The sequence below is a fragment of the Streptomyces sp. NPDC056347 genome, assembly GCF_042262625.1.
Taxonomy (GTDB): Bacteria; Actinomycetota; Actinomycetes; order Streptomycetales; family Streptomycetaceae; genus Streptomyces.
Genome location: NZ_JBHJQP010000002.1, coordinates 1 through 22910 on the forward strand (window position 1 = coordinate 1; position 22910 = coordinate 22910).

Annotated in this window: 29 protein-coding genes, 2 tRNA genes and 1 pseudogene; 24 read left to right on the top strand and 8 right to left on the bottom strand. The window is 68.6% G+C overall.

Translation table 11 applies throughout. The annotated features are described in order from the left end of the window. The first annotated feature begins 210 nt into the window (after positions 1-210). From ACFCV8_RS00640 to ACFCV8_RS00655, 4 genes are all read left to right on the top strand, one after another. Positions 211-2046: an MFS transporter gene (locus ACFCV8_RS00640; protein WP_376683037.1), complete on the top strand. Its 1836-nt coding sequence runs from the start codon at positions 211-213 to the stop codon at positions 2044-2046. Positions 2047-2636: 590 nt separating this feature from the next. After that, a complete protein-coding gene (locus ACFCV8_RS00645; protein WP_376683038.1) occupies positions 2637-3071 on the top strand; it encodes a hypothetical protein in 435 nt (144 codons plus the stop codon). A gap of 637 nt (positions 3072-3708) precedes the next feature. Continuing rightward, positions 3709-4539 (top strand): hypothetical protein, encoded by an 831-nt coding sequence (locus tag ACFCV8_RS00650; RefSeq protein ID WP_376683039.1) that lies wholly within the window; start codon positions 3709-3711, stop codon positions 4537-4539. After that, complete coding sequence (locus ACFCV8_RS00655; protein ID WP_376683040.1) at positions 4536-4898, top strand: transcriptional regulator; 363 nt, start codon at positions 4536-4538, stop codon at positions 4896-4898. The genes ACFCV8_RS00650 and ACFCV8_RS00655 overlap by 4 nt, the downstream gene beginning before the upstream one ends. Before the next feature lie 314 nt (positions 4899-5212). Here the strand turns inward: ACFCV8_RS00655 and ACFCV8_RS00660 are convergent. The 3 genes from ACFCV8_RS00660 to ACFCV8_RS00670 form a co-directional block, all read right to left on the bottom strand. Then, positions 5213-5311: transfer RNA gene (locus tag ACFCV8_RS00660), tRNA-OTHER, on the bottom strand. A gap of 47 nt (positions 5312-5358) precedes the next feature. Then, positions 5359-5865 (bottom strand): hypothetical protein, encoded by a 507-nt coding sequence (locus tag ACFCV8_RS00665; RefSeq protein WP_376683041.1) that lies wholly within the window; start codon positions 5863-5865, stop codon positions 5359-5361. A gap of 33 nt (positions 5866-5898) precedes the next feature. Further along, positions 5899-6654: a GntR family transcriptional regulator gene (locus ACFCV8_RS00670; protein WP_376683042.1), complete on the bottom strand. Its 756-nt coding sequence runs from the start codon at positions 6652-6654 to the stop codon at positions 5899-5901. Between the two features lie 72 nt (positions 6655-6726). Between ACFCV8_RS00670 and ACFCV8_RS00675 the strand changes: the two genes are divergently transcribed. The 6 genes and pseudogenes from ACFCV8_RS00675 (at position 6727) to ACFCV8_RS00700 (ending at position 12008) form a co-directional block, all read left to right on the top strand. Continuing rightward, entirely contained in the window at positions 6727-7005 is a 279-nt protein-coding gene (locus tag ACFCV8_RS00675) for a hypothetical protein (RefSeq protein ID WP_376683043.1), read from the top strand. 529 nt (positions 7006-7534) lie between these two features. Continuing rightward, positions 7535-7759 carry a hypothetical protein gene (locus tag ACFCV8_RS00680; RefSeq protein WP_376683044.1) on the top strand — a complete coding sequence of 75 codons (225 nt, stop codon included), beginning with the start codon at positions 7535-7537 and terminating at the stop codon, positions 7757-7759. Between the two features lie 8 nt (positions 7760-7767). Continuing rightward, positions 7768-8496, top strand: a pseudogene (locus ACFCV8_RS00685) (GntR family transcriptional regulator); the annotation flags it as partial. Then, positions 8496-8804: a hypothetical protein gene (locus ACFCV8_RS00690; protein WP_376683045.1), complete on the top strand. Its 309-nt coding sequence runs from the start codon at positions 8496-8498 to the stop codon at positions 8802-8804. The pseudogene ACFCV8_RS00685 and the gene ACFCV8_RS00690, both read left to right, overlap by 1 nt. 771 nt (positions 8805-9575) lie before the next feature. Continuing rightward, complete coding sequence (locus ACFCV8_RS00695) at positions 9576-10775, top strand: DNA sulfur modification protein DndB (RefSeq protein WP_376683046.1); 1200 nt, start codon at positions 9576-9578, stop codon at positions 10773-10775. 342 nt (positions 10776-11117) lie between these two features. Next, positions 11118-12008 carry a DUF4365 domain-containing protein gene (locus tag ACFCV8_RS00700; protein ID WP_376683047.1) on the top strand — a complete coding sequence of 297 codons (891 nt, stop codon included), beginning with the start codon at positions 11118-11120 and terminating at the stop codon, positions 12006-12008. Positions 12009-12328: 320 nt separating this feature from the next. Here ACFCV8_RS00700 and ACFCV8_RS00705 read toward each other — a convergent pair whose 3' ends face one another. Further along, entirely contained in the window at positions 12329-12793 is a 465-nt protein-coding gene (locus ACFCV8_RS00705) for an NUDIX hydrolase (RefSeq protein ID WP_376683048.1), read from the bottom strand. Between the two features lie 158 nt (positions 12794-12951). On the opposite strand from ACFCV8_RS00705, the gene ACFCV8_RS00710 reads away from it, so the two are divergent. After that, positions 12952-13164: a hypothetical protein gene (locus ACFCV8_RS00710; protein WP_376683049.1), complete on the top strand. Its 213-nt coding sequence runs from the start codon at positions 12952-12954 to the stop codon at positions 13162-13164. A gap of 233 nt (positions 13165-13397) precedes the next feature. On the opposite strand, the gene ACFCV8_RS00715 is transcribed toward ACFCV8_RS00710, so the two are convergent. The 4 genes from ACFCV8_RS00715 to ACFCV8_RS00730 all read right to left on the bottom strand — a co-directional run bounded on the left by ACFCV8_RS00715 (position 13398) and on the right by ACFCV8_RS00730 (position 15827). Continuing rightward, positions 13398-13473 (bottom strand) — tRNA-Ser (locus ACFCV8_RS00715). Positions 13474-13598: 125 nt separating this feature from the next. After that, positions 13599-14801 (bottom strand): tyrosine-type recombinase/integrase, encoded by a 1203-nt coding sequence (locus ACFCV8_RS00720; RefSeq protein ID WP_376683050.1) that lies wholly within the window; start codon positions 14799-14801, stop codon positions 13599-13601. Between the two features lie 55 nt (positions 14802-14856). Further along, entirely contained in the window at positions 14857-15093 is a 237-nt protein-coding gene (locus ACFCV8_RS00725; protein ID WP_376683051.1) for a hypothetical protein, read from the bottom strand. A gap of 356 nt (positions 15094-15449) precedes the next feature. After that, positions 15450-15827 (bottom strand): XRE family transcriptional regulator, encoded by a 378-nt coding sequence (locus ACFCV8_RS00730; RefSeq protein WP_376683052.1) that lies wholly within the window; start codon positions 15825-15827, stop codon positions 15450-15452. A 267-nt stretch (positions 15828-16094) separates the two neighbouring features. Here ACFCV8_RS00730 and ACFCV8_RS00735 point away from each other — a divergent pair, with 267 nt between their 5' ends. From ACFCV8_RS00735 to ACFCV8_RS00795, 13 genes are all read left to right on the top strand, one after another. After that, positions 16095-16373, top strand: a complete 279-nt coding sequence (locus ACFCV8_RS00735) for an XRE family transcriptional regulator (RefSeq protein ID WP_376683053.1) — start codon at positions 16095-16097, stop codon at positions 16371-16373. Positions 16374-16379: 6 nt separating this feature from the next. Further along, the gene (locus tag ACFCV8_RS00740; RefSeq protein ID WP_376683054.1) at positions 16380-16607 is read left to right on the top strand and encodes a hypothetical protein; all 228 of its coding nucleotides are present in this window, start codon (positions 16380-16382) and stop codon (positions 16605-16607) included. Positions 16608-16691: 84 nt separating this feature from the next. After that, complete coding sequence (locus ACFCV8_RS00745) at positions 16692-17042, top strand: hypothetical protein (protein ID WP_376683055.1); 351 nt, start codon at positions 16692-16694, stop codon at positions 17040-17042. Next, positions 17039-17410, top strand: a complete 372-nt coding sequence (locus ACFCV8_RS00750; RefSeq protein ID WP_376683056.1) for a hypothetical protein — start codon at positions 17039-17041, stop codon at positions 17408-17410. The genes ACFCV8_RS00745 and ACFCV8_RS00750 overlap by 4 nt, the downstream gene beginning before the upstream one ends. Continuing rightward, positions 17407-18561: a hypothetical protein gene (locus ACFCV8_RS00755; protein WP_376683057.1), complete on the top strand. Its 1155-nt coding sequence runs from the start codon at positions 17407-17409 to the stop codon at positions 18559-18561. The genes ACFCV8_RS00750 and ACFCV8_RS00755 overlap by 4 nt, the downstream gene beginning before the upstream one ends. Then, on the top strand, positions 18558-18761 hold the full coding sequence (locus tag ACFCV8_RS00760) for a hypothetical protein (RefSeq protein WP_376683058.1): 204 nt from the start codon (positions 18558-18560) through the stop codon (positions 18759-18761). Before ACFCV8_RS00755 ends, ACFCV8_RS00760 begins: the two co-directional genes overlap by 4 nt. Continuing rightward, entirely contained in the window at positions 18758-19195 is a 438-nt protein-coding gene (locus ACFCV8_RS00765; RefSeq protein WP_376683059.1) for a hypothetical protein, read from the top strand. Before ACFCV8_RS00760 ends, ACFCV8_RS00765 begins: the two co-directional genes overlap by 4 nt. Beyond that, positions 19195-20136, top strand: a complete 942-nt coding sequence (locus ACFCV8_RS00770) for a YqaJ viral recombinase family protein (RefSeq protein WP_376683060.1) — start codon at positions 19195-19197, stop codon at positions 20134-20136. Before ACFCV8_RS00765 ends, ACFCV8_RS00770 begins: the two co-directional genes overlap by 1 nt. Then, complete coding sequence (locus ACFCV8_RS00775; RefSeq protein WP_376683061.1) at positions 20133-20987, top strand: recombinase RecT; 855 nt, start codon at positions 20133-20135, stop codon at positions 20985-20987. Before ACFCV8_RS00770 ends, ACFCV8_RS00775 begins: the two co-directional genes overlap by 4 nt. Continuing rightward, positions 20984-21709 carry an exonuclease domain-containing protein gene (locus ACFCV8_RS00780; protein ID WP_376683062.1) on the top strand — a complete coding sequence of 242 codons (726 nt, stop codon included), beginning with the start codon at positions 20984-20986 and terminating at the stop codon, positions 21707-21709. The genes ACFCV8_RS00775 and ACFCV8_RS00780 overlap by 4 nt, the downstream gene beginning before the upstream one ends. Beyond that, positions 21706-22044, top strand: coding sequence for a hypothetical protein (locus ACFCV8_RS00785; protein ID WP_376683063.1), 339 nt, complete (start codon positions 21706-21708; stop codon positions 22042-22044). The genes ACFCV8_RS00780 and ACFCV8_RS00785 overlap by 4 nt, the downstream gene beginning before the upstream one ends. Next, entirely contained in the window at positions 22041-22412 is a 372-nt protein-coding gene (locus tag ACFCV8_RS00790) for a WhiB family transcriptional regulator (RefSeq protein ID WP_376683064.1), read from the top strand. Before ACFCV8_RS00785 ends, ACFCV8_RS00790 begins: the two co-directional genes overlap by 4 nt. After that, a complete protein-coding gene (locus ACFCV8_RS00795) occupies positions 22409-22891 on the top strand; it encodes a WhiB family transcriptional regulator (protein ID WP_376683065.1) in 483 nt (160 codons plus the stop codon). The genes ACFCV8_RS00790 and ACFCV8_RS00795 overlap by 4 nt, the downstream gene beginning before the upstream one ends. The last annotated feature ends 19 nt before the right edge of the window (positions 22892-22910 follow it).

A 22910-nucleotide genomic window follows, 5' to 3' on the forward strand; every position in this document is an offset into this window, starting at 1 on the left:
CCGCAGCTCTGCGCGGGGCACGGGCGTTTCCGTGCCCCGGGGCATTTCCGGGCAATCATTTCTGGGCGGCTATTTTCGGACGGTAAAACGGTGCGTGCTAGCGTCCCGGGGACAACGTGTGGATCCTGGAGCGCGTCTTCCGGCATATGAGGCCCGCGCGGTACGCCGTCGGTTCCGATGATGGTCCGGGTAAGGACGGGGAGAAGCGCAGTGACCACTGCTGAGCCGAGACGGGTGGATTCCGACGCGGGCGCCGCGGAGCCGGAACAGGCCACCGGTCGCCGTTCCGCTCCCGGAGGCGACGGCGACGGCGGCCCCTCCACCGAATTCGCCGGATTCAAGGGCTGGTGCCGCAGCCACCCGGTCCTGTTCACGACGGCCGTCGCGGCCGTCGCGCACGTGCTCTGGTTCTTCCTCGGTGCCAACAGCGGCGGTGACCTCGCGGCCCAGGACGCCTGGGCCGAGTTCGTCGGGCGGCACCCCAACACGGCGTACAACCTCGCCTGGTACGGGGGCATGCACCCCGTCTCGTACAGCGTGGTCTCGCCGTACGTGATGTCGCTGCTCGGCGTGCGGACCACGATGATGGTCGCCGGGACCGTGTCGGCGGCGCTGACCGCGCTGATCCTGGTCCGGGTCCGGGCCGTGCGCAATCCGCTGGCCTGCTCGCTCGCCGGGGTCTTCGCGTACCTGTGCAACGCGCTGTCCGGGCGGGTGACCTTCGGCCTCGGCATGATGTTCGCGGTCGGGGCGACGGCCGCGGTGTTCTGCTGGCCCCACCGCTGGCGGTACAAGCGGTGGGCGAAGGCGGCCGTGGCCGCGCCGCTCGCCGGGCTCGCGACGGCGAGCAGCCCGGTGGCCGGGCTCTTCCTGGGCGTGGTCGCGGCGGCGCTCTTCCTGAACAAGCGGCGCCCCGGCGCGTACGCCATCGGGCTCGCCCCGGTCGCGGTGGTGGCGCTGTCGGCGCTGCTGTTCCCGTTCTCCGGCACGCAGCCGATGTCGATCGCGACGCTCTCGCTGCCGTTCGTCTTCTCGGCGCTGGTCTTCGTACTGGTCCCGCGCGACTGGCGGACCGTCCGCACCGCCGCGGCCGTGTACGGGGTCGGGACGCTGCTCACGTACGTGATCGACTCGCAGATCGGCTCGAACATCACCCGCATGGCGATGCTCTACGCCGGAGTGGTGCTGCTCGCCGCGCTGCCGTACACCGTGCCGCGTTCCCGGCGCTGGTACGCGCTGGTCATCGCGTTCGCCGGGCTGAACTTCTGGATCGGCTTCAAGGGCGTCGACGACATCGTCCGCACCGCCCCCACCGCCTCCTGGGCGCGCGAGCTGGCCCCCCTGGTCCACCAGCTGCAACAGGCCGACGCGGACAGGGGCCGGGTCGAGGTCGTGCCCGCGAGCAGCCACCGCGAGGCGTCGGCGCTCGCCCCGTACGTCAACCTGGCCCGCGGCTGGAACCGGCAGGCCGACATGGAGCGCAACCCGCTCTTCTACGACGACACGCTGAACAGCGCCAACTACCGTCAGTGGCTCGACCGCTGGGCCGTGCACTACGTGGTGCTGCCCAAGGGCCGACCGGACTCCAGCGGGGCGGTGCGGGAGGCGGAGCTCGTCGACGAGGGGCTGCCGTACCTGAAGCCGCTGTGGTCCGACGCCAACTGGCGGCTCTACGAGGTGGAGCGCCCGGTGCCGATGGCCGACCCGCCCGCCACGGTGGACCGGGCGGAAGCGGGCGAGCTGACCATTCACGTGAAGACCCCGGGCCGGGTCCTGATCCGCGTCCCGTACTCGCGCTGGCTCGCCCTCGTCGACGCCGAGGGCAACAGCCTGGAGCGGCCGCGGGAGACCGAGGAGTCCAAGCGGCGCACGGACGACAGCACCCCGCGCACCTTCGTCAACCCCAACGGCTGCCTCCTCAAGGTCGAGGAGGACGCGGACGGCGACGAGTGGACGGAGCTTCTGGCACCCAGGGCGGGCGTGTACCGGCTGGGCGCCCCGTACCAGTTCTCGCCCGGCACCCCCTGCCCGGAGGAGCTGCGCTGACGACGGCGTCACGGCGTACGGGACGTGCCCAGCGGGTTCGTACGTCGTGACGGACGCCCTCGCCGGCCGGGCGGCGCTCGCCGGGGTCGGCCACATTGCGGACGGTCGTCGTGCGACCCTCGGTGCGAAGCCGACGGCGGCCGTGGCGACGCCCCGGCGCGCTCGTTCATCGTGACCCCGGGCGCCCGCCGCCCCGGCAGCACGGCCTCCGGCCCCGGACGTCGCTCGGCGGTCTCGGCCGCCGCCCCGCCCCCGGCCGGCCCGCTCCCGCACACCACCACCGGGCCACGCCCCTCCTCGCCCGGCTGCCCGAGCCGCCCCAGCCGCTCCGCCGACGCTCAGGTCCGGGGCAGTTCGAGCGCATCCGGCCGGCGAACCGGCACCGTGCTGTCGGCGCGTCGGCGCGTCGGCGCGTCGGCCGGGGCCGTGCGTACCCGGACCGCTGATTCCGGAACCGGGCCCGGGACAGCGTGTGGCACAGTGTGCCGACACCTCACGCCGGTCGTGCTCCGAGAGGAAGCCCGATCTGCGGTTACTCGCCGGGGGAAGTGTCTCCGCCCGGCCCCACGAAACATCGCAGGAGTGCACCCGTGAACGGGAAGCGCCGCCGGCTGCTGCTGGCCGCCATCGACCCCATGCTCGAACCCGAGGAGCGGGTGGAGGTGGCGACCATCGTGAACCTGAGCTCGGTCTCGGTACGCAGGACGGCCGCGTTCGCCGCGGCCTCGGCGATAGTGAGCGGTGGCGGGATGGCCGTGATCCCGGCACCGGCGCCCATGTACCTGGCCATGACCGACCGCCGCTTCTTCGTCTTCCGCGCGAACCCGACCTTCGCCCGGCCGGAAGAGCACCTGATGACGATTCCGCGCGCCGGTCTCGTCCGCTCGGAGATCAAGGAGCGCCTGCTCAACTCGTCCTTCGTCGTCTCCTCGCCGGACAACGAGCAGGGCCTGAAGATCGTCTTCCCCCTGGTGAGCCGCAAGGACCGCAACGCGATAGCGGCCGCCGTCCCCCTGGCGGGCTGACCACCCGGGCGCGGGCGGCGAGCGCCCGTGATGCGCCGCTGCCCCTGCCGTTCGAGCGAGGCCACCGAGAACAGGAACAGGAAGGAGCCCTCCCGCCCGTCGGCCGGGAGGGCTCCTCACCTGCTGCTTCGCGCCGCCCCGGCACGATCCGAACCTGCGGCACCCGCTTTGGCGGGTTCGGCCCACACCGGTCCGGGGCGCTGCGGTCGGCCGGTCCGGCGCCCGGTCCGGCGGCCGCTCGGGGAGCTGCCGTGCGCCCCCGCCCGGCCGCGTTGACGTCAGTGCCGGACGACGCCGCGACCGTCGGCCAGCAGGCGTCCCCGAGCCGATCTCGTAGCGAGCTGCGGGCGCCGTGACGGCCGCCGTCTCCGCCCGGAACTGCTGAGGCCGGGGGCGGCTGCGAAGGTCGTCGCGCAACGCTGCCGTACCGCCCGTCCCGTGGCGATCGCGGACGTCCCCACGGTTGGTCACCGCCCGCGCCGACCGTGAATTGCCGCTCTGGGGAGGGGTTTTGGGCTGCGTCAACGACGTACGCTCTTGACTGCCATGTACTTTGCGTTGCAAAGTTGATGCTCGGCGGACGGCCGTCCGGCGGTCCGCTCCCAGCGCTACCCAAGCGCGACCACAGGGGGAGACCATGGGAGCACCCGCACTGAGCGGCGCAGGATCCGAACCGAGGGCGCACGCGGCCGGCCTGTTGTCGGCCACGGAAGGTCTGCGGGCCAGAACCCGCACGCAGCTGAACGGCTCGTGGATTCCTCTCCTCGGCTTCGGCCTCCTCGCGCTGGCAGCCGCTCCGGTCGCCAGGTATGCCTTCAACTTCGGGGCCCACGGGCGCGACATCGGGTCCTATCCGGTCTTCGCCTACGCCGAACTGACCGGGCTGTGCGTCGTCCACGAGCCGGGAAGCCCCTGCCTGAAAGGCGAGTTCGACGGTGCCGCCCTGCGCTTCACGGCCTGGGGCATCTGGTTCGCACTCCTCCCCCTGGCATGGTTCGTCTTCGCCCGCTGGTATCGCCTGCGCGGCGAGAACCGGGGCATCGTTCCCCGTCGCAAGGTGTGGATTCGCGCAACCGCGGTAACTGCCGTGGCGATCGCGACAGCACTGGGAATGCTGCTGGTCGGCCGGGACCAGCCATGGGAGGCCATGCTGTTGGAGAACAGCTACGCCTCCCCGTGGTATCTGGTCGGCATCGGACTCCTGGCCCTCGGCGCGGCCGAGCGCAGCTGGACCGCCGCGGCGGCCGGCGCCACGCACGCGCTGCTGCTCACCGGCTACCTGGGGGCCTCCTGGGGCACCGGGTGGATTCCCTGGACGCACCCCGCTCACCCCGGCTGGACCGACGGGCCGCAGGCCAAGGCGCTCCTGCTCGCTGCCGTCCTGCTCCTCGCCGGTCTGTCCGAGTGGGCGCTCGCCCGCCGCCGGGCCGCGGCCGACGCCGCCGGTTCGCGTACAGTCATCTCGTGAGTGCCGCCATGCCGGACGACCAGCAGGAGATGCATCCGACCCAGGCGTTGGACGATGTCGTCCACCAGCGCGTGCGACTCGGTATCCTCACCGTCGCCCGTGAAGCCGACCGGGTCGAGTTCGGCTTCCTGAAGAAGCAGCTGGCCGTCACCGACGGAAACCTCTCCCGGCACCTGAAGGTGCTTGAGGAGTCGGGCCTGATCACTTTGGAGAAGGGCTACGCCGGTCGGCGCCCCCGGACGTGGATCTCCCTCAGCCGCGAAGGCGCCCAGGCCCTGGACACCGAACTCCGCGCCCTGCGCGCACTCGTCCTTCGCCTGGAGAATCCCCGCCCCGCGCCCGGCCCGCCTGACACGTGATCACCGAGCCGGGTGCGGGACCGGGCGGCTCGACGGCCGGCCCACCGGGGGAGTACGTGCTCCCGCGGACCTGGGCCACATGCCCTGCCGACGACCACTGTTCCCCGCGGCTCCCCGCCCGTTCCGGCACGGATGCGGCACGGGGAGCGCCCGATGCGTCGCTCTGTCCGGAGCGGCCGGCGAGAAGCCGCAGGCCACAAGGGCCGGCTGCTCAGAAAGAGGCGCCCGATCGTGGGTGACCGCCCCGCGTTGATATCAGAAGCGGATGCCAAAGGCCCACCTGCGAACGTTCCCAGGTGGGCCTTTGACCTGTGTGCCCCCGGCAGGATTCGAACCTGCGACACCCGCTTTAGGAGTTCGATCGGGCGGGGCTGGGCGGGGGAGCGGCGCTGCTGACGGCTGCTGTGGCTGGCCGGGTGCGACTGCTGCCGCCCACCGTCGTTGATGTCAGCTATGGATGTCAGGAATCGGGACTGTCCTGGTACTGCTCGCACTCGTCGTCTCGGTGGTGGAGTCGTCGAAGGTCTTGCAGCGCGGCGACGGGGAACGGGTGCTGCACCCACTTCTCCAGATAGCCGGCCTCGCCGTGAAGGCTGAGGACTGCCTGGGCGGCTTCCATGACTGCGTGGCCCAGGACGCTGCGGGGTTGAGTGGAGCTCCATGAGAGCTTGCCGTCCTCGTCGGGCGCATCCCAGCTCCCGTCCATGTCCGGGAAGTAGTAGATGGCGATGTCCACGTCCGCCCCTCGGCGCCGCATCCGCCACCTCACCTCGGCCGGTTCGAGGTCGAAGGAGACCCGTTGGACGGACGACTCGCCGTACAGACCCGCCACTCCATGCAACAGGTCGGCCAAAGCGTTCGTGCAGTAGCTGACGAAGTTCTTCTGCTCCCTGGCAGTGTCGGCGATGCGACACGTGGCCCATCCAGAGCCACTCAGTTCCCAGCTGAACTGAAGATCACCCGCCATACCTACCCCTCCCATGTCGACCGGCGCTGCCTGTCAACGGCTGACCGGAACCTCATAGACGATCTCGCACAAAGCGGCAGGCACGACGATGTCCGCCGTCTCCACCGGCCGCCCCTGGTCGCTGTAGTACGTCCGCCGGATGTGCGTGACGAGACCGGCCTTCTGGATCCCCAGGAGTGAAGCCTCCTCGGCGGTCGCCTGCCGCGGCTCGGGCTGCTCCACTGCATGGCTCACCGTGATGCCGATCTCGGCCATACGGTTCACGACACCCGCCCCGGCGTGCGGCCCGCCCTCAGGGAGAACAACAACGGTGCCGGCGGTGAGGTCGTACGGTTCCCAACTCGTCGACAACTGCACTGGCCTGCTGTCCGCCAGGAACTCGTACGTCGTGCGTACGCACAGCTCGCCCTCGGCGATCCCGAGTCGCGTCGCGACGTGTGCGGGGGCTGGCACTTTGGCGTCCGTCCGGCTCTCCCAATCCCCTTGTCTGCCCGCGGCCTTCATGTCGGCGCGGAAGGGTGACCCGGTCGGCTGCTCGCGCGCCGACGACCGCACCACCCGCACTCGCTGTCTGGGCTCGGCGACGTAGGTGCCCGACCCGGCGCGGCCCTCCAGCACGCCTTGGGAGATCAGCAACTCCTGCGCCCGGCGGACCACGTTCTCGCCCACGCCGCACTCCTGGCCGATCTGGGTGCGGGAGGGCAGACGGTCTCCCGGCTCCCACACGTGCTCCACGATCCGCCGCCGGAGTTCGTCGGCGATGCGGAGATAGGGCGGCTGCTCAGGCATATGGAAAATCTAGTCCACTAGCTCTAGTTAACTAACTTCACTGAAAGTGATTGCTGGTGACGGAGGCTGCCTGTGCCCGCTTCGGGAGTTAGCGCGGTGGCCATCGCTGCCCGGCTGTCCGCCCTCGGGCTGCCCGCGCGAACGGAGGAACACCCCCGGCACACGTCGGTGGAAGCGGAGGTGCCCGATGCGCTCTCCGCCGAGTCATGGCGGGAGGTCCTGGACGCGGTGGCTGAGGTCGATCGATTCGGGCTCCTCGCCACCAGCTTGAACGGCCGCACCTTATGGGCGGTCGTACGCAAAGCGGTCCCCACGACGGGCGATGTCGGGGGACGGGGCTATCAGCGATAGGAGCTGAACAGCGTGCTCAACCGTATCTGTCGCGTCTTCGCCCTCGCCAGGGCGCGTTACTGCTCAAAAGGCAGGCACCGCCGCGAGTTAACGCCCTCCTGCCCTCCGGTGTCCCCGCTCGCCTCCCACGAATCCGTTGGCGTGCCGACTCCCTTCCTGGGCTGAGTAACTGCCGACGTGGCGCCTCACCGAACCTTGCTCAGGGGGGAAGACGTCGCGCTCGTCCGCCCGTACGTGCTGGCGTCAGAAAGGCGTGTTCGAGCAGGCGCGATGATCGCTGCTCCTCACCTGCCGCCGAATGGCTGCGTGTTGCTCGCGGGAGGCCACTGATGCCACCTCGTCGACAACTACACGTCTCAGGTACCTCAGCTGTCTCCTATCGCTCAACCGATTGCAGGATCGGCACACACGCCTCCTGCACGGAATCCTCCCCGGCCTTGGTATCGGACGACCTCCCGGTGATCTGCGAAGCGTGTGACTGCCCGTGCCACTCGTCTCCCGACCCGTCCATGCCCATGGAGGTGACGCGGTGAGCGCGTGGGCCCCTGGCGGCGTGCTGATCTCCAGCATCGAGATCACCGCTGCCACCGTTCGGCGCGGCGACGTAATCCAACTTGGCGGCCAGGCATGCCGGGTGGGAGACCTCATTCAGCTTCCCCAGGGAGCGAAGCAATTGCTCTTCGAGTCGGGTGAGCTGCTGACCATGCACGCGCGTACCCGGCTCGTCGCCGTGCGAATGCTGAGAAGGCGGTGACTGCCTCCATGCGCTCACGCCACCACGACATCGCCGACGACCTCCGGCAGCAGATCACCACGGGCAGCATTTAGCCCAGCGAACGCCTTCCGTCCGAAGCCGACCTTGCCGACCAGCACAAGGTCAGCACGGTGACCCTGCGGAGAGCCCTCGCCGCGCTCCAGGGCGAAGGCCTCGTGGAGAAAATCCACGGCAAAGGCAACTGTGTCCGTCGCCCTCACCACAAGATTTTGTACATCGGCGGCTGGGGCACCCCGGACCCGTGGACCGCCGCCGAGCCAGCATTGCGCGTCACCGTCCGCAGCACCACCGTTCAGGCTCAAGCGCACCTCACGACCTTGCTGAAGGTGCCCACGGGCAGTCCCGTCGTGGAGACCACCTGCATCAGCCACGAAGGGGAGTCTCCGCACGGCTTGGCTCGCACCTACATGCCGTGCGACCTGGTCCCGGCCGGAGTACTCGATGGCGACTTCACGTCCCGAGAGGCAGCAACAAGATTCGCCGTCCTCGGCCCGCCGCCGGCCGCCCTCCGAGAGACGGTGCGCGCTCGCCCCCCGACGCCGGACGAAGTAACGGCCCTCCGGATTGGCCACGCGTTGGTCGTCCTCGCCATCACCCGCATCGCCACCGACTCCACCGGCCGCGTCGTCGAAGCCACGCTCCTGGCATTCCCGGGAGATCGCGTAGACGCCGTCTTCACCACCCACCACGTGACCCACGAGAGGCAGGCCCAAGGGTGGCAGCAGCGAACGAGCTGCGGCTCCTCCCATGGACCGGCCCGGACGGCAAGCCGTGCTACTTGAGCACCGACGACCGGGGCGGCTATGTGTCCCGCCTGGCGGACAACATCGAAGCTGTCCAACTCGGCGCGGCAGCCGAGCTGCTGGAGCATGCCTTCGAAACCCTCAACGACAAGGATGCGGCCCTTGAGGAGACGCGGCGCCTGGCCAAGGAGCTGACCGGGGCTCTGCGGGACGTCCTCCGCGTCGCAACCAGCCGCGGCCATCTTCAGGCGGCGAGCGAACCGCGTGAGCCCGCCTACTGATCTACGCTCCCGTCGACCTGCACAGCAAGTGAAGCCCACGGCTCTGAACAGCTCAGACGCCGTGGGCTTCTGGCATTGTCTGAGACATCCCGAGGACCACTTCATCCCGAAGTAACTTGAGTGAGTGCTCGGCCTTTGCGCTTTGAGTTGGTGCGATCATCCTTCGGTGTGCATGGACACTCACCTGGCACGGCCCGCGTTCGCTTGTGGCATGCGTCCAAAGAGGCCGCGGAGCGCCACGTCTTCTTGCCCTGGGTCTCGTCGGGGATCTTGGTGAGCTGGGCTTTTGCTGGTCAGGGGTGGCGGGACCATGCGTCTGTTGGTCGCCGTTGGTCGTCCTTGGCCACTGTTGAGAGGCCCCGGACAGCCCAGCTGCGCCAAGCTCGACCGACGTCAGCACCCTCGATGCGGCCTGCCTGATCCCCAGCCGACGACAGTCAGCCACGACGGGGGGTGCCGACCGACCATGCACGCGCATGCCTCGCTGCACCCCCACCGGCACTTTGAGTCATTTAAAGGAACGGGATTGAGCCATGATCGCGATGGCCAACCCGCGGATTGCTAAATCTCGAAGATTAGACCAACGCCCCTACCTGCGGCTCCGTCTCTGTGTAAGAAATCAATCTTTAGGGCTGTCTAATCGATGCTGAGGGTCGAGAAGTGTGATCCAACTCAATCCGCGGTTCGTGTTGCTGATGGTCGTTCACCTAAGTTGAAGGTGTGCCAAGGCAAGCGCTGTGGCTCCAACTCACAGAAGGTAAAGGTGAACGCATGCTGTCTCCCGTCCGTACCGGTTTGGCGCTCAAGGTGCAGGTGGTCCATCCCCACCTCGCCATCGGCGTCATCGACTGGGAAAACGCCTGGGGGATCGTCAACGACCCCGAGATCGTCGAGGCGTCCGCGAACAGCAAGACCAACATGGGCATGGACGAGTACGCGGAGATGCGCTCCGCGGTCCAGCGCTTGATCGGTTCCAAGGGCAGCTCGAAGGCCAAGAACATCGGCCCCTACGCCGACTACCTCGCCAAGGCGCTTAAGGGCGAGCTCGGCAACGCATGGTCGACGCCTCCGCTGACATTGTGGTGCCAGCGCCCCCTGATCATCGACGAGAACGGCAACACTCACCTGCCGATCCTGGACGCGATCGTTGCAGTCGACGCCGAGACCCAGATCACGGCCATGCACCGCATCCGGAAGAACAAGAAGTTCTACGGCCTGGATGGCTTCGACTTCTCCACTGCAATGGTCGCCTTCGAGATCTACCACGGCATCCCGGCCAGCGACGCGCGTCAGATCTTCCACGACCGCAACCTCAAGGGCGTCCCCGTGGACAAGTCTCTCGCCCTGTCCATGGACAACCGTGACCTCGCGACCACCATCACCCGCCAGCTCGTGGACGCCACCACGGTTATGCTGCCGGACGGCGAGAAGCCGCTGGATGACTTCATCGTCACCGGCAAGCGACAGGCCGGATCCAGCCCCAACGAGTGGATCACCCTCTCGGCGCTCCGCACGATGGTCGTGACCACGCTGCTCGGTCGGTCCGGTATTCAGGCTTCCTCAGGCAATGCCAGCATCACCCTCGCCGACCTCCCCGACGGTGTGACGGAATCCCAGGCCCTCCACGAGGTCGTCGACGCATTGAGGGAGCTGATCACGACCCACACCGACCAGTTCGTCCAGAAAAACGCGATCACTACCCCGGCCGTCCTTGCCGGTCTCGGGGCTGCCATGCACCGCACGATGTCCTGGACCGAGGAGCCTTTCGAGCCGCACGTGGACGTGAAGGGGCTGCTCAAGATCGTCCGCTGGGAGCGCGATGCTCAGTACTGGGGTGGCGTCTCAGCCACCGTGAAGACCGACGGCAAGGTCACCTGGGGCGGCGGCGCCAAGGACTCTGGCTACAAGGTCTACACCGCCCTGACCGACCCGTCCTCGGATGTCGGCAAGAAGATCCGCGGCCTCGCCTAGCAGTACCGTGACCATTAGCAAGGCCCCCTCCCCAGTCAACGAGGAGGGGGCCTTGCCATGACCAATATACGGAGTGCCTTTGGCCATAGTGGTGGCCGAACAACGCTCGACACTGACGGCCCATTGCCTCGCCGTTCCCCGCCCAACCTGGCACGGCTCTGGCGCGGGGCGTTCAACTGTCTGACCTTCGGTAGCGATGCCAACTCGGGGCCGGCGAGAGCGATTTACGGGCCAGCTGTCAGTCCCTCCCTCTAGGCTGGACTCATCGGTTGGCCGGAGTCGGCGCGAGGAGGTGCAACTTTGACAGTCGTCCCTGCCACCCACCTGGTGGACCGTGCTGGAGTGTCTCGGGCCGCATACTTGGTTACCACCCAATTGGGTTGGCTTTTCCGTGAACAAGAGACTAGCGATATCGGAATTGATGCCCACATCGAGGTGGTCGATGGGGTCGGCGCTCCCGGCGGTACATCTGGAATAGGAACTGGCCGACTGTTGGCTGTGCAGATCAAATCCGGCGCTAGTCAATTCACCAAGCCGACGGATCTTGGGTGGTGGTTCTATTGCGACGCAAAACATGTAGAGTATTGGATGAATCACTCACTTCCCGTCACTCTCATGTTGTTCGAGCCGGAATCCGAGCAAATTTACTGGCAGCATGTTAACGACGAGACGGTCATTGTTGCCGGGCAGGGCCATAAAGTACTTGTCCCGTTGAGGAATAAGCTGAGTGAATCCCGCAGAGATGAGCTCGCCGTTCCGGCCCGACGTCAGACCAGCGGCGGGATCGCCACGGCGAAGCCTACGCGGGGCACATCTGTGCGGCAAGCGGACTACGAGCTGGCGGGAGCCATCGACCTGCTGGTGTCGGCTCTGGGCAAGACGGTAGAAGAAGCGACCCCGCGGGATTTCCGCTTCGCCTTCGCTTCTCAGTTGCGCGCACTGCATCGCCGCGCTGGAGCGCCCGATCTCGATATCGTTTCAATGAAGACAGGGTATGAAGTTGCGAAGCTCTCTTCCTATCTCAAGGGAGTCACTCACCCGAGCAGGGGTCGAGTTGTCGCAATCGTTGAATCGCTCATCGAGTGCGCATGCGAGAAAGAAATTAAGATCCCCGGATACCTGACGGATGTGCGCGCATGGGAAAGGATGTGGCGTGTTGCAGATAGGCCGGGGATGCAGAAGATGCTTAAGAATAAAGCACGAAAGGGCATGCCCCTCTCCTGGCAATCATGAAACTTCCCCGCCCCGTGGGGCGGCGCATATCTAACTCGCGTCACCACATACCACCCTGCTCCCACGATGTGCCCGCGGGTGGGAACGGTGCCCCCTCCCACCCGGTGCCGGCCGATCCCCCGCCGGAGGCATCGTCTGTGACCGTGGGCCGCGATGGTGGGGTGATTGACTCGTGACCTCCGAGCCTATTCATAGTGGGCGGGCGTCGGCGCAGCCGGGGCGGAGCGGGCCGAAGGCAGGAGCGTCGCCCGGAGCGGAGCTGGGAAGCGCGCCCGGCGGAGCGGAGCGCAGCCGGGTGCCTTGATGAAGTAGGGAAAGTCTTATTCCGCTGGGATCAACTGCTTGCCGTCGCGGCTTCGTACGTGGGGGCCGTTGCCGTCCAGGGCATCCAAGAGCCTGATCGCGTAGACCTCGGACATGCGCTCGCTGACCTCGTCGGGCGTGAGCCAGGAGACGGCTGTTGACTCGCTTGAGGTGCGCTTGGTGCCGCCGGAGGGCTTGCAGCGGAAGATCAGGGCCACGATGCCTCGGGTGGTGTTCTTGTAGACGCCGGTGAGATCGTTGACCTCGACGTGGATGCCGGTCTCTTCCCAGACTTCGCGGGCTACGCCGGCCTCGGGGGTCTCGTCGAGTTCGAGAATGCCGCCGGGGAGCTCCCAGGTGCCGATGTCGGCTCGGCGGATTGCCAGGAGGTGCCCGTCTTCGCGCACCACGACTCCGGCTACGGATACGGAGTGCAGGGGCGGCGACGTTGCTTCCTGTGATTGACTCATATACAGGAGCAAAGGAGGCGTGGACGCACCGTGCGTACGCCCGCCTCCTCGACTGGACGGACGGCAGCGTTGATGCCGTAGCCGTCGGCGGTGAACCGACCTTGGAGGCCGACGCCGTCGCGCCGGACGCCGAGCCGAGCGCCCCTGTCCCCGATGGCCTCCCTCTCCGTGTGGCCGAAGAGCTGGCGGCCGGCCAGCTGCTGGACACGATGGTGATCCGACTTCCCGGCGGCGGACAGGCTGTGGTGGTCGCCCGCGGCAAGGAAGGCGGCAGCCCGGAGGAGATCCAGGCCGCACTCGAAGCGTGGCGGCGTGCGCAGCCGCAGTTGCAGGAGATTGAGGTGCGCGCCGAAACGGACGAGCCGCCGGAGTCGGCCGCGTAGCCCGCGCGAACATGAAGAAGCGGCCCACCCCTGAATGGGATGGGCCGCTTCGCAGTGCGGGTGACCTGCGAGCTCTTCAAGATCGCTTAGGAGGAATTTAGGAGGTGGGCTCTTCCGCTGAGGGTTCGCCGACAGTGCCTTGAGAGTGCTGGCAGAGTGCGACAGGGATAAGAGAACGGGCCCCGCATCCGGCCTGACCTGGCCGAACGCGGAGCCCGTGCTGTTCACAGCTGTGCCCCCGGCAGGATTCGAACCTGCGACACCCGCTTTAGGAGAAAACGTAAAGCGATCATGTGCCACAGCGAGGCCGAGTGAGCCTCGGTGAGGCACCGATGACAGGGGCGTGACCTCGAAAAACAGGTTTCAGCAAGCGTTGGTGAGGGTCAGTGAGGGGGTGTTGTGGATTCCATGTGGACTCTCGTGGACTCCACCCGCTACACGGCCCTCAACGTTCGAACAGGCGGCGGCGCCGGGGCCATCATCTCCAGCACCTGAGCAGCCACATCCTCCGGCGAGTGCTGGTAGATCCACGTGACCTTGGAACCGCGGTCGTGACCGAGGATCGTCTGCGCTTCCTTCTCCTGCACGCCCAGATCCTTCAGCCACGTCGCGAAGACGTGCCGCAGATCGTGCACCCGAGGCCACCATTCATCCCGGCCCGTTTCCGGGTTGGTGACCTGTCGGGCCAGGCCGGCGCCCTGAATCGCAGGGATCCACGTGCGCCGGAAGTTGTGCCGGGTCAGCACGCCCCCCTGCGGGCCACGGAAGATCAGCTCGTCCGCGTGCAGGTCCTTCCCGTCGCCGAAGGGGGAAACAGTGTCCGCCGGCCGCCACCGACCCACCATCGTCAGCACGGCCGCGATCGCGTCAGGTGTAAGCGGCACGGTACGGAACCCGGCCGTCGACTTCGGTGCCGGCTTCCGGAACAGGGTGCCTTTGTCCTCGCTGAGCACTTCCTTGACCTTGAAGTGCTTGGCCTCCAGGTCCACATTTCCCCACCGCAGGCCGGTGGCTTCTCCCCACCGCAGACCGGTCTGCTCGAGGAAGACGAGCAGCGGTCGGTAGTACATGGGCGTGTGCTCCCGGATCGACGCGCACTGCTCTCTCGACGGCGGGCGGAGATCGTCAGCGTGCTTCTTCGGCGGCGCCTCGATCTCGATCTCGGCGGCCGGGTTGAACGGGATCCGCTTCCCGTCCTTCACCGCGCCGCGGAGCATCGCGTTGAGGAGCTCCAGCACCTTCTTACGGGTGTGGTGCCCTTTCACCTCACGGGTGAGCCACCCCTGGAGCTCCATGTACTCGAGGTCGCACAGCCGCCACTTCCCCCACTTCGGCTCGATGTGGGCGGTCCAGTTGGAGAGCTTCCGGTTCGTGGTCGTGACTGCCCGCGGTGGCTGCGCCGGCCACCACATGTCCCACCAGGCAGTGAGGGTGATCTCGCCGCGCTTCGGGTCGTTGTAGGTGCGGCGCCGGACACGGGTGCGTACGTCGTCGAGGAAGTCATCGGCGTCGCCCTTCTTCGTGAAGTTCTTCGCCTTCTGCTGGCCTGCCGGGTCGCGGTATCGCGCCTGCCATGAGCCGACGCAGTCGCGGCGGCGTTTTCGCTGGCCGTGTGTCTCAGGCGGGTACTTCTCCATGCACTGAGCGCAGCCGCACGTCTTGCTGCGTAGCTGTCGTGGGTTGTTGGTTGCTCTACGCGCCACGGCTGACCTCCTCACTACGTAGTTCCGCAAGGAAGGCGTCCGCTTCTGCGGGGCTGGTGAAGCTCTTGAGGTGCTGTCGCTTCTTCGAGATGTAGCGCACCTGCCACGGCCCGATGCACTTGCTCACGGGGGTGCGTAGGCCGTATTGATCTGGTGGGTAGTCGATAACGCAGTCGACGCAGCCGCATTTTCGGCTGCCGATCTGGTAGGGCTTCTCATGCGCCACGGCGCATCACCTCGTCCATCCGTCGCTGATGTGGGACGCGGGGCCGGATGTATACGGGGTCCCCGCAGAAGCAGACTGCACCGACATCGGGTTGTTCCACGGCAAGTTCACGCAGAACGGCCCGTACAACGAGGCCGGTGCTTGCGGTGGGAAGCGCGGCTGGCAGCGTGATGGTACGCGCGAGCGGATCCCACGGATCAGACGGGCAGTGGGCGGAAAAGCGGACACGGATGCACATGGAACCCCCCGGGGCGCAGGCAAGTGGATACCTGCGGCCGATGGGGGAGGACATCGGCCGACCGGAAGACCGTACTCCGAATTAGTGGAATACGCGACTACCGTCGGCCGTGTCGGGCTTACGCTCCGGAGCGGTTCCGGTCGACCAGCGCACGGATCTGGATCTCCGTGATCTCCTGCTGGTCTTCGGTGAGTTCGTCGATCAGCGCGAGGATCCGGTCGCGCGCCTCGGGGTTGAGCGGTCCCGGGGTGCGTCGGCCGGCGGCGGCGAAGATCTCGTCCGGGGTGAACTTCGGGAAGGCGGCGGCGAGAGCGCGGAGCTTGTCCTTGTTCGGCCCGCGCCCGGTGCCTCGCTTCCGGTGGACCCATGCGTTCACCGTGGCAGGGGAAACGCTGATCCGGCGCGCGATCTCCGAGTCGCTGACACTGTAGGTGTCCTTGAGTCGGGCGATCAGCTGCGCCAGGTCTTCAGGCTCCTGCTGCTCATGGCTTTCCACAGCTCAAGATTGCCCGCTGATCTTCTACTTTTGCAAGTAAAAGTAGAGGCGTGGCGGGGTTGATATTCGACGCACAGTCTCCCCTGCCGTGTACTACAACCCCTGGCATATGCGGACTATGGAACCTGCGTTCGATTAATCGCTAGCTCATCTGGTCGACTCACCGAAACTCACCCCTCCTCGCTTGACCTCACTGACACTTACACAGTAGAAATGTGTCAAGGGCGGCGCAGGCCGCACCGTAACCACTCGGCGCGAGGCGTGAGCATGACCAACCTGATCCGCAGGGACAACGGCAAGCCGCTCCGTGAGGCGATGAAGCGAAAGGGGCTGTCGGCCGAGCAGCTCGCGGCGGCCACCAGGGCGGTGGACGCGGCGGGACGCGGGATCAGCGCGGCAACGATCTGGAAGATCACCGGGTCCGGATCGGCGGCCGCCAGTAAATGTCGCCTCCGTACCGCCTGGCTCATGGCCACTGCCATGAACGAGCCGCTCCAGGAGCATTTCAGCATGCCCACGGTTTCAACCGACACAGTAGAAAGGTAGACCCTCATGGCCACTCTCACTGACCGCACGGAAACGTTGCGCGCCGTCGGCCTGACCCCGCTCCTTACGACCGCACAGCTCCAGGCGCGATACGGGGTCTCGAACTGGACGGTCAACGAGTGGGTGAAGGCGGGCTGCCCTGTCGAGCCCACGGCCTTCCGCGGCCGGCGGTTCGACCTGGACAAGGTCGCCGCCTGGATGGCGAGCGAGAGGCAGCTCGCCGCGTCGGCCTGACCAACGCAGAGCGGGGCCGCCGGACCATGCGCGGTCCGTACGACCCCTCGATCACCTCAACCAACTCAGAAAGAAGAGGTCACCGTGAACACCAATCCTACTGACGAGATCAGCTCCCGACTTGCCACGATCAGCGACAACCGGGCCGCTGTCGAATCGCTGCTGAACTACGAGAACCTGCCGGCCCCGACTGTCATCGCCCGCCCGGAGGCGGTGTACGTGTCGGTGGCCGACGCGGACGACCTGCTGCCGTGGCTGGACCTGCTGGGCGGCGTGGTGCGCAAGGCCCCGGCGTGGTCGGGGATCGAGCTGTGGTCGCTGACCACGTTCACGCCCCCGGGTGCCAGTGGTGTGCGGGTGCCGGTGCGTGTGTCGGTGTCGGTGCCGGTGGGCGAGACGCTGATGACCGAGATCGTTTCGGCGGTGGCGGCATGAGCCCGACGCCTGTGACCGGCCCGTTCCGGATCTCCGTGGACGCCACCCCGTCTGGGGTCGCCCTCGACGTGACTCACTACCTGTCGGCGCTGGTCCTCGCCTTGGCCGAGGCCGCTTCCGAGGACGGTCCGTCCCTCCTCGACGACCTGGTGGCCATCGCTGAACTGGACCGGTCCGCCCGGCACCAGGGCCGCGACTCGCACGCCACGCACGAGCGGGACGAGGCGGTGCAGTCCCTGCTGGATGAGCTGGTCGACGGCGGCACCCTGCCGGTGTACGGCGGTGAGGTGCTGCAGCTGGCGGACACGCTGCGCCGCGCGGTGGCCCCGCGCCCGATTCCGTCGGCGCGGGAAGCGGGTGCGGCATGAGCGCCCCGATGACGCCTCCCGAGGAGACCGCGGCCGAGCGCCGGGCTTGGGTAAGGGCCTACGCCCGCAAGCACAACACCACCCCAGCAGTCGACGCCGTGAGCGCCACGATGACGCCGGAGCAGCGCGATGCGGAGGCGGCGGAGTCCGAGATGGTCGCAGACCGGGGCGCGCAGATCATCCCCCCGTACGGCTGTGGTCTGTGCGGCCTGGACGAGCGGGCGCACGGACGCCAGTGGGTCGAGTCCTCTGGCTGGCACACCTGGAAGCGTCCGGATGACCGCCTTGTCCTGGCTCGGATGCGTGCTCGGCGCAGTGGCCAGAGCATCGCGGGCGCCCCGATGACGCCGAACACGGCGCTGATCCGGCTGCGGCAGTACGGCGAACGCACGTCGACCTGGTCGACCGCCACGTACGACAGCGGCACGGAACGGGAGCTGTACGAGATCGCGTTGACGTTGGCCGCTGAGGTGAACCAGCTGTCCAACGACCTGACCGGGGCGTTCCTGGACCGGCACGAGGAGGAGCAGGACTCCACACGGCTGCGGTTGGCGTTGCAGTCGGCGCGTCGCGGGCGGCGCGAGCTGCGGGTCCGGATCACCGAGCTGGAGGCGGCGCCTCCGTGGGAGCGGGCCGTGGCCGGGCTGAATGCCCTGGTGGACGCGGGCGTCGACTTCCACGTCGAGCCGGACGGCCACATCAGCGCCCCGTTCAGTGACGAGCACATCGAGTGGGACCTGCGGGCCCGCCGCTGGGTCCTCACCCACGACGACGAGGACGACGAGCCCGAGGTGACGCCGGACCCGCTGGCCTACGGGCCGACCGGGTACCGCTGCGGGTGCGGCAAGGACGCCCACTCCAACCTCACCCCGTGCCAGCCGATGACGGCCGACGAGTGGAACGCCCGGCACCCGGTCGGTACGCCGGTCCTCGCGTACCCCGGCACCCGGGACGCCGAGCCCCTCGACACGGTGACCCGGACCCCGGCGTGGACGCTCGGCCACGGCGCGGCGGTCGTGTCCGTCGAGGGCGAGGCGGGCGGGATCTGCCTCACCCACGTCGACCCGATCGCCGATGCCGCCCAGTTGGCCCGGTTCGAGGACGCCCGGCACGCCCTCCAGCAGGCCCGCGAGCAGGGCGGTGCCCAGTGAGCGACCGCCCGTCCACGTTCGCCGGTACCTGGACCCGCCCGCGGCAGGACGGCATCGGCCGGTCCCAGCGCGAGCTTCAGGACCGCGCGTCCTTCGACCAGGCCCCCGCCGCCGGAGCGTCCTGCCTCCTCATCCTCTCCCTTCCCCTCCTCGGGCTGGCCATCATCGCCGCCCTGACCACCACCGGAGTGATCGCATGACCGGACCCGAGCACTACCGCGAGGCCGAGCGCCTTACCCGCCAGGCCGAAGTCGTGGACCCCGAGGGCGCCCTCGTTATGGCGCAGCTGGCCACGGCTCACGCCACGCTCGCCCTGCTGGCCGCGCAGACCGCCCCGGCCGCGCCGCCGCTGGAGACCGAGCCCACCGTCGCCTACGTCTACCGCGCCTCCTGGGGCATGACCCCGCTCGGCACGTACACCAACCAGACCGCCGCGCGCACGCACTGCATGGCCGACGCCACGAACAACGCGGAGAACCCCGAGGGGCTCACCTTCGATTGGCTCGGCGATGAGTCCGAGCCGGATGACCCGTACGAGCTGCTCGTCACGATCGATGGCGACGAGCAGCCCACGGACTACACCGTCACCCGCATCGAAGTCGCCGCCGAGTACGACCCGGAGGCGGACGCCTGATGACCACCACCGTGTTGGCCGGGGCTTCGGCCCCGGCCGCCGGCCCGAACGTCCTCGGATGGTTCAGGCCTGGCAGCACCGACTGGCACGCCGCCCGCGCGTCCGGTATCGGCGGCTCCGAGATCGCCGCCGTCATGGGCCTCAGCCCGTACGAGTCCCGGTTCTCCCTCTGGCACCGCAAGCAGGGGCTCGTGGCCCCGGTCGAGGAGACCGAGGTCATGTACTGGGGGAAGGTCCACGAGCCCGCCATCTGCGCCGAGTTCGCGACGCGCCACCCCGAGCTGGTGGTCGACTCGTCACCGACGTACTCGCACTCGGCCCGGCCGTGGCAGATCGCGAACCCGGACCGGCTCATCGTCAACAACCTCGCGACTGCGCTGCCGACAGCTGTGCTGGAGGCGAAGACCGCTCGCGACGCCGAGGGATGGGGCGCAGAGGGATGGGGCGCAGAGGGGACCGACGAGATCCCCGTCCACTACCGGGCCCAGTGCCTCTGGTACCTCGACACGCTCGGCCTGACCACCTGCCACGTTGCCGTCCTGATCGCCGGGTCGGAGTACCGCGAGTACGTCGTCGAGTACGACGAGACCGACGCGCTCGCCATGCGGGACGCCGGGGCCGAGTTCATGCGGACCCTCGCGGCCGGTGAACGGCCGGACATCGACGGCCACTCGGCCACGTTCCAGACCATCAAGTCCCTGCCCGACGGTCAGGACGACGTCGACGTTGAGGTGTCGACCGCCCGCCGTGACCGGTACTTCGCTGCCCTCGACGCCGCCAAGCAGGCCGAGGAGGAGAAGCGGGCCGCCGCCGGCCTCCTTCTCGACGAGATCGGGACGGGCCGCCGGGCCGTGTGCGAGCGCCGCCCGGTCGCGACCCGCACGGTCCGCGGCGGCCGCACCTACTCCCTTCAGCCCGCCCGGAACCGGAGCACCTCATGACCGAAACCATCACCAACGCCGTCGCCGTCCGCGAGCAGGGCCCCGGCGCCATGGTCGAGCACTACAAGGACGACCTCGCCCAGGTCATGCCGTCCCACGTCAAGCCCGACACCTTCGTCCGGCTCGCCGTCGGCGTCCTGCGCCGCGACCGCAACCTCGCCCAGGCCGCGCAGAACAACCCCGCCGCGCTCATGGGCGCCCTGATGGACGCCGCCCAGCTCGGACTCACCCCGGGCACCGAGCAGTTCTACCTCGTCCCCCGCAAGACCAAGGGCCGCCTCGAAGTCCAGGGGATCCGCGGCTACCAGGGTGAGATCGAGCTGATCTACCGAGCCGGAGCCGTGTCCTCCGTGATCGTCGAGGTGGTCCGGCAAGCCGACACGTTCCGCTACAGCCCCGGCCGCGACGAGCGGCCCGTCCACGAGATCGACTGGGACGTCGAAGACCGTGGCGCGCTCCGCCTGGTCTACGCGTACGCGGTGATGAAGGACGGCGCCACGTCAAAGGTCGTCGTCCTCAACCGGGCCCAGGTGGGGAAGGCGCGAGCTATGTCCCAGGGCTCGGACTCCCCGTATTCCCCGTGGCAGAAGCACGAGGAGGCCATGTGGATGAAGACCGCCGCCCACCGCCTGACGAAGTGGGTGCCGACCAGCGCCGAGTACATGCGTGAGCAGATCCGCGCGCAGGCAGAAGTGGCGGCCGAGCAGCACGTGGCACCGCCCGTCGCACCCCAGCAGGTCATCGACGAGCAGGGTGCCGAGGACGACGGCCCGATCGAGGCGGAGTTCGTGGAAGACGACACCGCGGGCTGGCCGGCGGCCGCGCAGGCCGGATCGGGGGCCCGCGCATGAGCTGGCACACGAGCCGCATGGTCGGCTTCGACATCGAAAGTTCTGGCCTGAACGTCGAGACGGACCGCATCGTCACCGCCTGCGTCGTCGGATGTGGCGGCGGTGACCCCGTCGCCTCCACGACGTGGCTGGCCGATCCCGGTATCGAGATCCCTGCCGAAGCCACCGCCGTCCACGGCGTCAGCACCGCGCAGGCGCGCGCTGACGGGCGCCCGGCTGCCGACGTGGTCGAGGGCATCGTGCACGACCTCGTCACGGCCGTCGACGCCGGAAGCCCGATCGTGATCATGAACGCGCCGTACGACCTGACGCTCCTTGATCGCGAGGCCCGTCGGTACGGCGTCACGCCCCTCACTGACCTGGTCGGCGATGAGCTGCGGGTGATCGACCCGCGGGTGATGGATAAGGCCGTCGACCCGTACCGCAAGGGCCGCAGGCGCCTCACCGACCTGTGCTCGTACTACGGGCTCCGGCTCGACGCCGCGCACACCGCGGACGCGGACGCGCTCGCCGCCTGCCGCGTCGCCCAGGCACTGGCCGAGCGGTGGCCGCAGCTCCGCGGCACCGCCCTCGACGAGCTGCACGCCGTGCAGCAGCAGTGGGCCGCCCAGCAGACCGCCTCGTACGCGTCGTATCTCGCCCGCACCCCCGGCCGTGAGCACGAGGCGCCGTCGGTTCGTACTGGCTGGCCGCTCGTCCCGCACCAGCGGAGGTCGGCATGAACCCGCTGACCGCCGTTCGCCGCCTCGTCGCCCCCGCCGGCCAGCACCGGGCTGCCCCGCACACACCGGACGCGCCGCTCGTTACCCGGGCCGCCCCGTGCCCGTGCCAGGGCTGGGACCGAGTCACCACCCACACCGTCGAGAACGGGGTGCTCACCTGCCAGAACTGCAGGCGCCGTACCGCCGAGGTCAGCCGTGCCGAGGTCATCGAGGGCACCCGGTGGCTCGTCTGCGACGACCCGGCCTGCGGCCGCATGACCACCCGCCACACCCCCGCCGCCGAGCCCCGCACCTGGACCTGCACCTGGTGCGGCAACCCGAAGGAGAACCATTGAGGTACGCCTGGATGGACAGCGCCCTGTGCGCCCAGACCGACCCCGAGATCTGGTTCCCCGAAGGCTCCGGCGCCTCCAGCCGCGCCGCCCAACGCGTCTGCGCTACCTGCCCGGTCATCGCCGAGTGCGGGGAGCACGCACAGCAGGTGGAGGACGCATCGGAGGGCCGCCGGTACGGGGCGTGGGCCGGGCTCACCGCCAGCGCCCGTACCCGCCAGGCCCCTGCACGCGACCACCGAGACCGGCAGATCCTCGCCCTCGCCGCGCAGGGCTTCACCGCGGCCGAGGTTGGGGACCGGCTCGGTGTCACCGACCGCACCGTCGCCCGCGTCCGCGCCGCCCACCGCGTGCAGGAGGCCGCGGCATGAGCCACGCACCCGACACCCTGCCCCGGCCCGCCGAATGGGCCGACCGCGCCGCCTGCATCAAACACGGCGACGTCTTTCTGCCCCCGCGCACCGAACGCGACGCCACCCCCGACAAGGCCCTGAAGATCTGCGCCGCCTGCCCGGTACGGCCGGAGTGCCTGACCGCGGCCATGGAGGAGGAGCTCGGCAACGACCAGTACCGCCGAGCCGGGGTCCGCGGAGGCCTCACCCCGGTGGAACGCGCCAGGCTCGGACGCAGCCTGAGGCACAAGGGATCCACCGGGCCTCGGAAGAAAACCAGCCGCGCCGAGAAGGCCGAGCGGAAGCGGGACCTGTCGCCGATCACGTGCGGTACTCGCCGCGGCTACCAGAAGCACCGCCGCGACGGCGAGGTGGCCTGTGACGCCTGCCGCCAGGCCAACGCCGACTCGGACCGCCGCCTCAGGAACACCGGCACCACCAAGGTCTCCACCGCCTGACCCCTTTGGCCCGGGGCCG

What these genes read in the sequence shown, in the direction of transcription:
- ACFCV8_RS00650 (WP_376683039.1), top strand. Translation starts at nt 3,709, where the DNA reads ATGGGAGCACCCGCACTGAGCGGCGCAGGATCCGAACCGAGGGCGCAC.
- ACFCV8_RS00665 (WP_376683041.1), bottom strand. Translation starts at nt 5,865, where the DNA reads ATGGCGGGTGATCTTCAGTTCAGCTGGGAACTGAGTGGCTCTGGATGG.
- ACFCV8_RS00670 (WP_376683042.1), bottom strand. Translation starts at nt 6,654, where the DNA reads ATGCCTGAGCAGCCGCCCTATCTCCGCATCGCCGACGAACTCCGGCGG.
- ACFCV8_RS00695 (WP_376683046.1), top strand. Translation starts at nt 9,576, where the DNA reads ATGCTGTCTCCCGTCCGTACCGGTTTGGCGCTCAAGGTGCAGGTGGTC.
- ACFCV8_RS00720 (WP_376683050.1), bottom strand. Translation starts at nt 14,801, where the DNA reads ATGGAGAAGTACCCGCCTGAGACACACGGCCAGCGAAAACGCCGCCGC.
- ACFCV8_RS00735 (WP_376683053.1), top strand. Translation starts at nt 16,095, where the DNA reads ATGACCAACCTGATCCGCAGGGACAACGGCAAGCCGCTCCGTGAGGCG.
- ACFCV8_RS00740 (WP_376683054.1), top strand. Translation starts at nt 16,380, where the DNA reads ATGGCCACTCTCACTGACCGCACGGAAACGTTGCGCGCCGTCGGCCTG.
- ACFCV8_RS00750 (WP_376683056.1), top strand. Translation starts at nt 17,039, where the DNA reads ATGAGCCCGACGCCTGTGACCGGCCCGTTCCGGATCTCCGTGGACGCC.
- ACFCV8_RS00755 (WP_376683057.1), top strand. Translation starts at nt 17,407, where the DNA reads ATGAGCGCCCCGATGACGCCTCCCGAGGAGACCGCGGCCGAGCGCCGG.
- ACFCV8_RS00765 (WP_376683059.1), top strand. Translation starts at nt 18,758, where the DNA reads ATGACCGGACCCGAGCACTACCGCGAGGCCGAGCGCCTTACCCGCCAG.
- ACFCV8_RS00770 (WP_376683060.1), top strand. Translation starts at nt 19,195, where the DNA reads ATGACCACCACCGTGTTGGCCGGGGCTTCGGCCCCGGCCGCCGGCCCG.
- ACFCV8_RS00775 (WP_376683061.1), top strand. Translation starts at nt 20,133, where the DNA reads ATGACCGAAACCATCACCAACGCCGTCGCCGTCCGCGAGCAGGGCCCC.
- ACFCV8_RS00780 (WP_376683062.1), top strand. Translation starts at nt 20,984, where the DNA reads ATGAGCTGGCACACGAGCCGCATGGTCGGCTTCGACATCGAAAGTTCT.
- ACFCV8_RS00785 (WP_376683063.1), top strand. Translation starts at nt 21,706, where the DNA reads ATGAACCCGCTGACCGCCGTTCGCCGCCTCGTCGCCCCCGCCGGCCAG.
- ACFCV8_RS00795 (WP_376683065.1), top strand. Translation starts at nt 22,409, where the DNA reads ATGAGCCACGCACCCGACACCCTGCCCCGGCCCGCCGAATGGGCCGAC.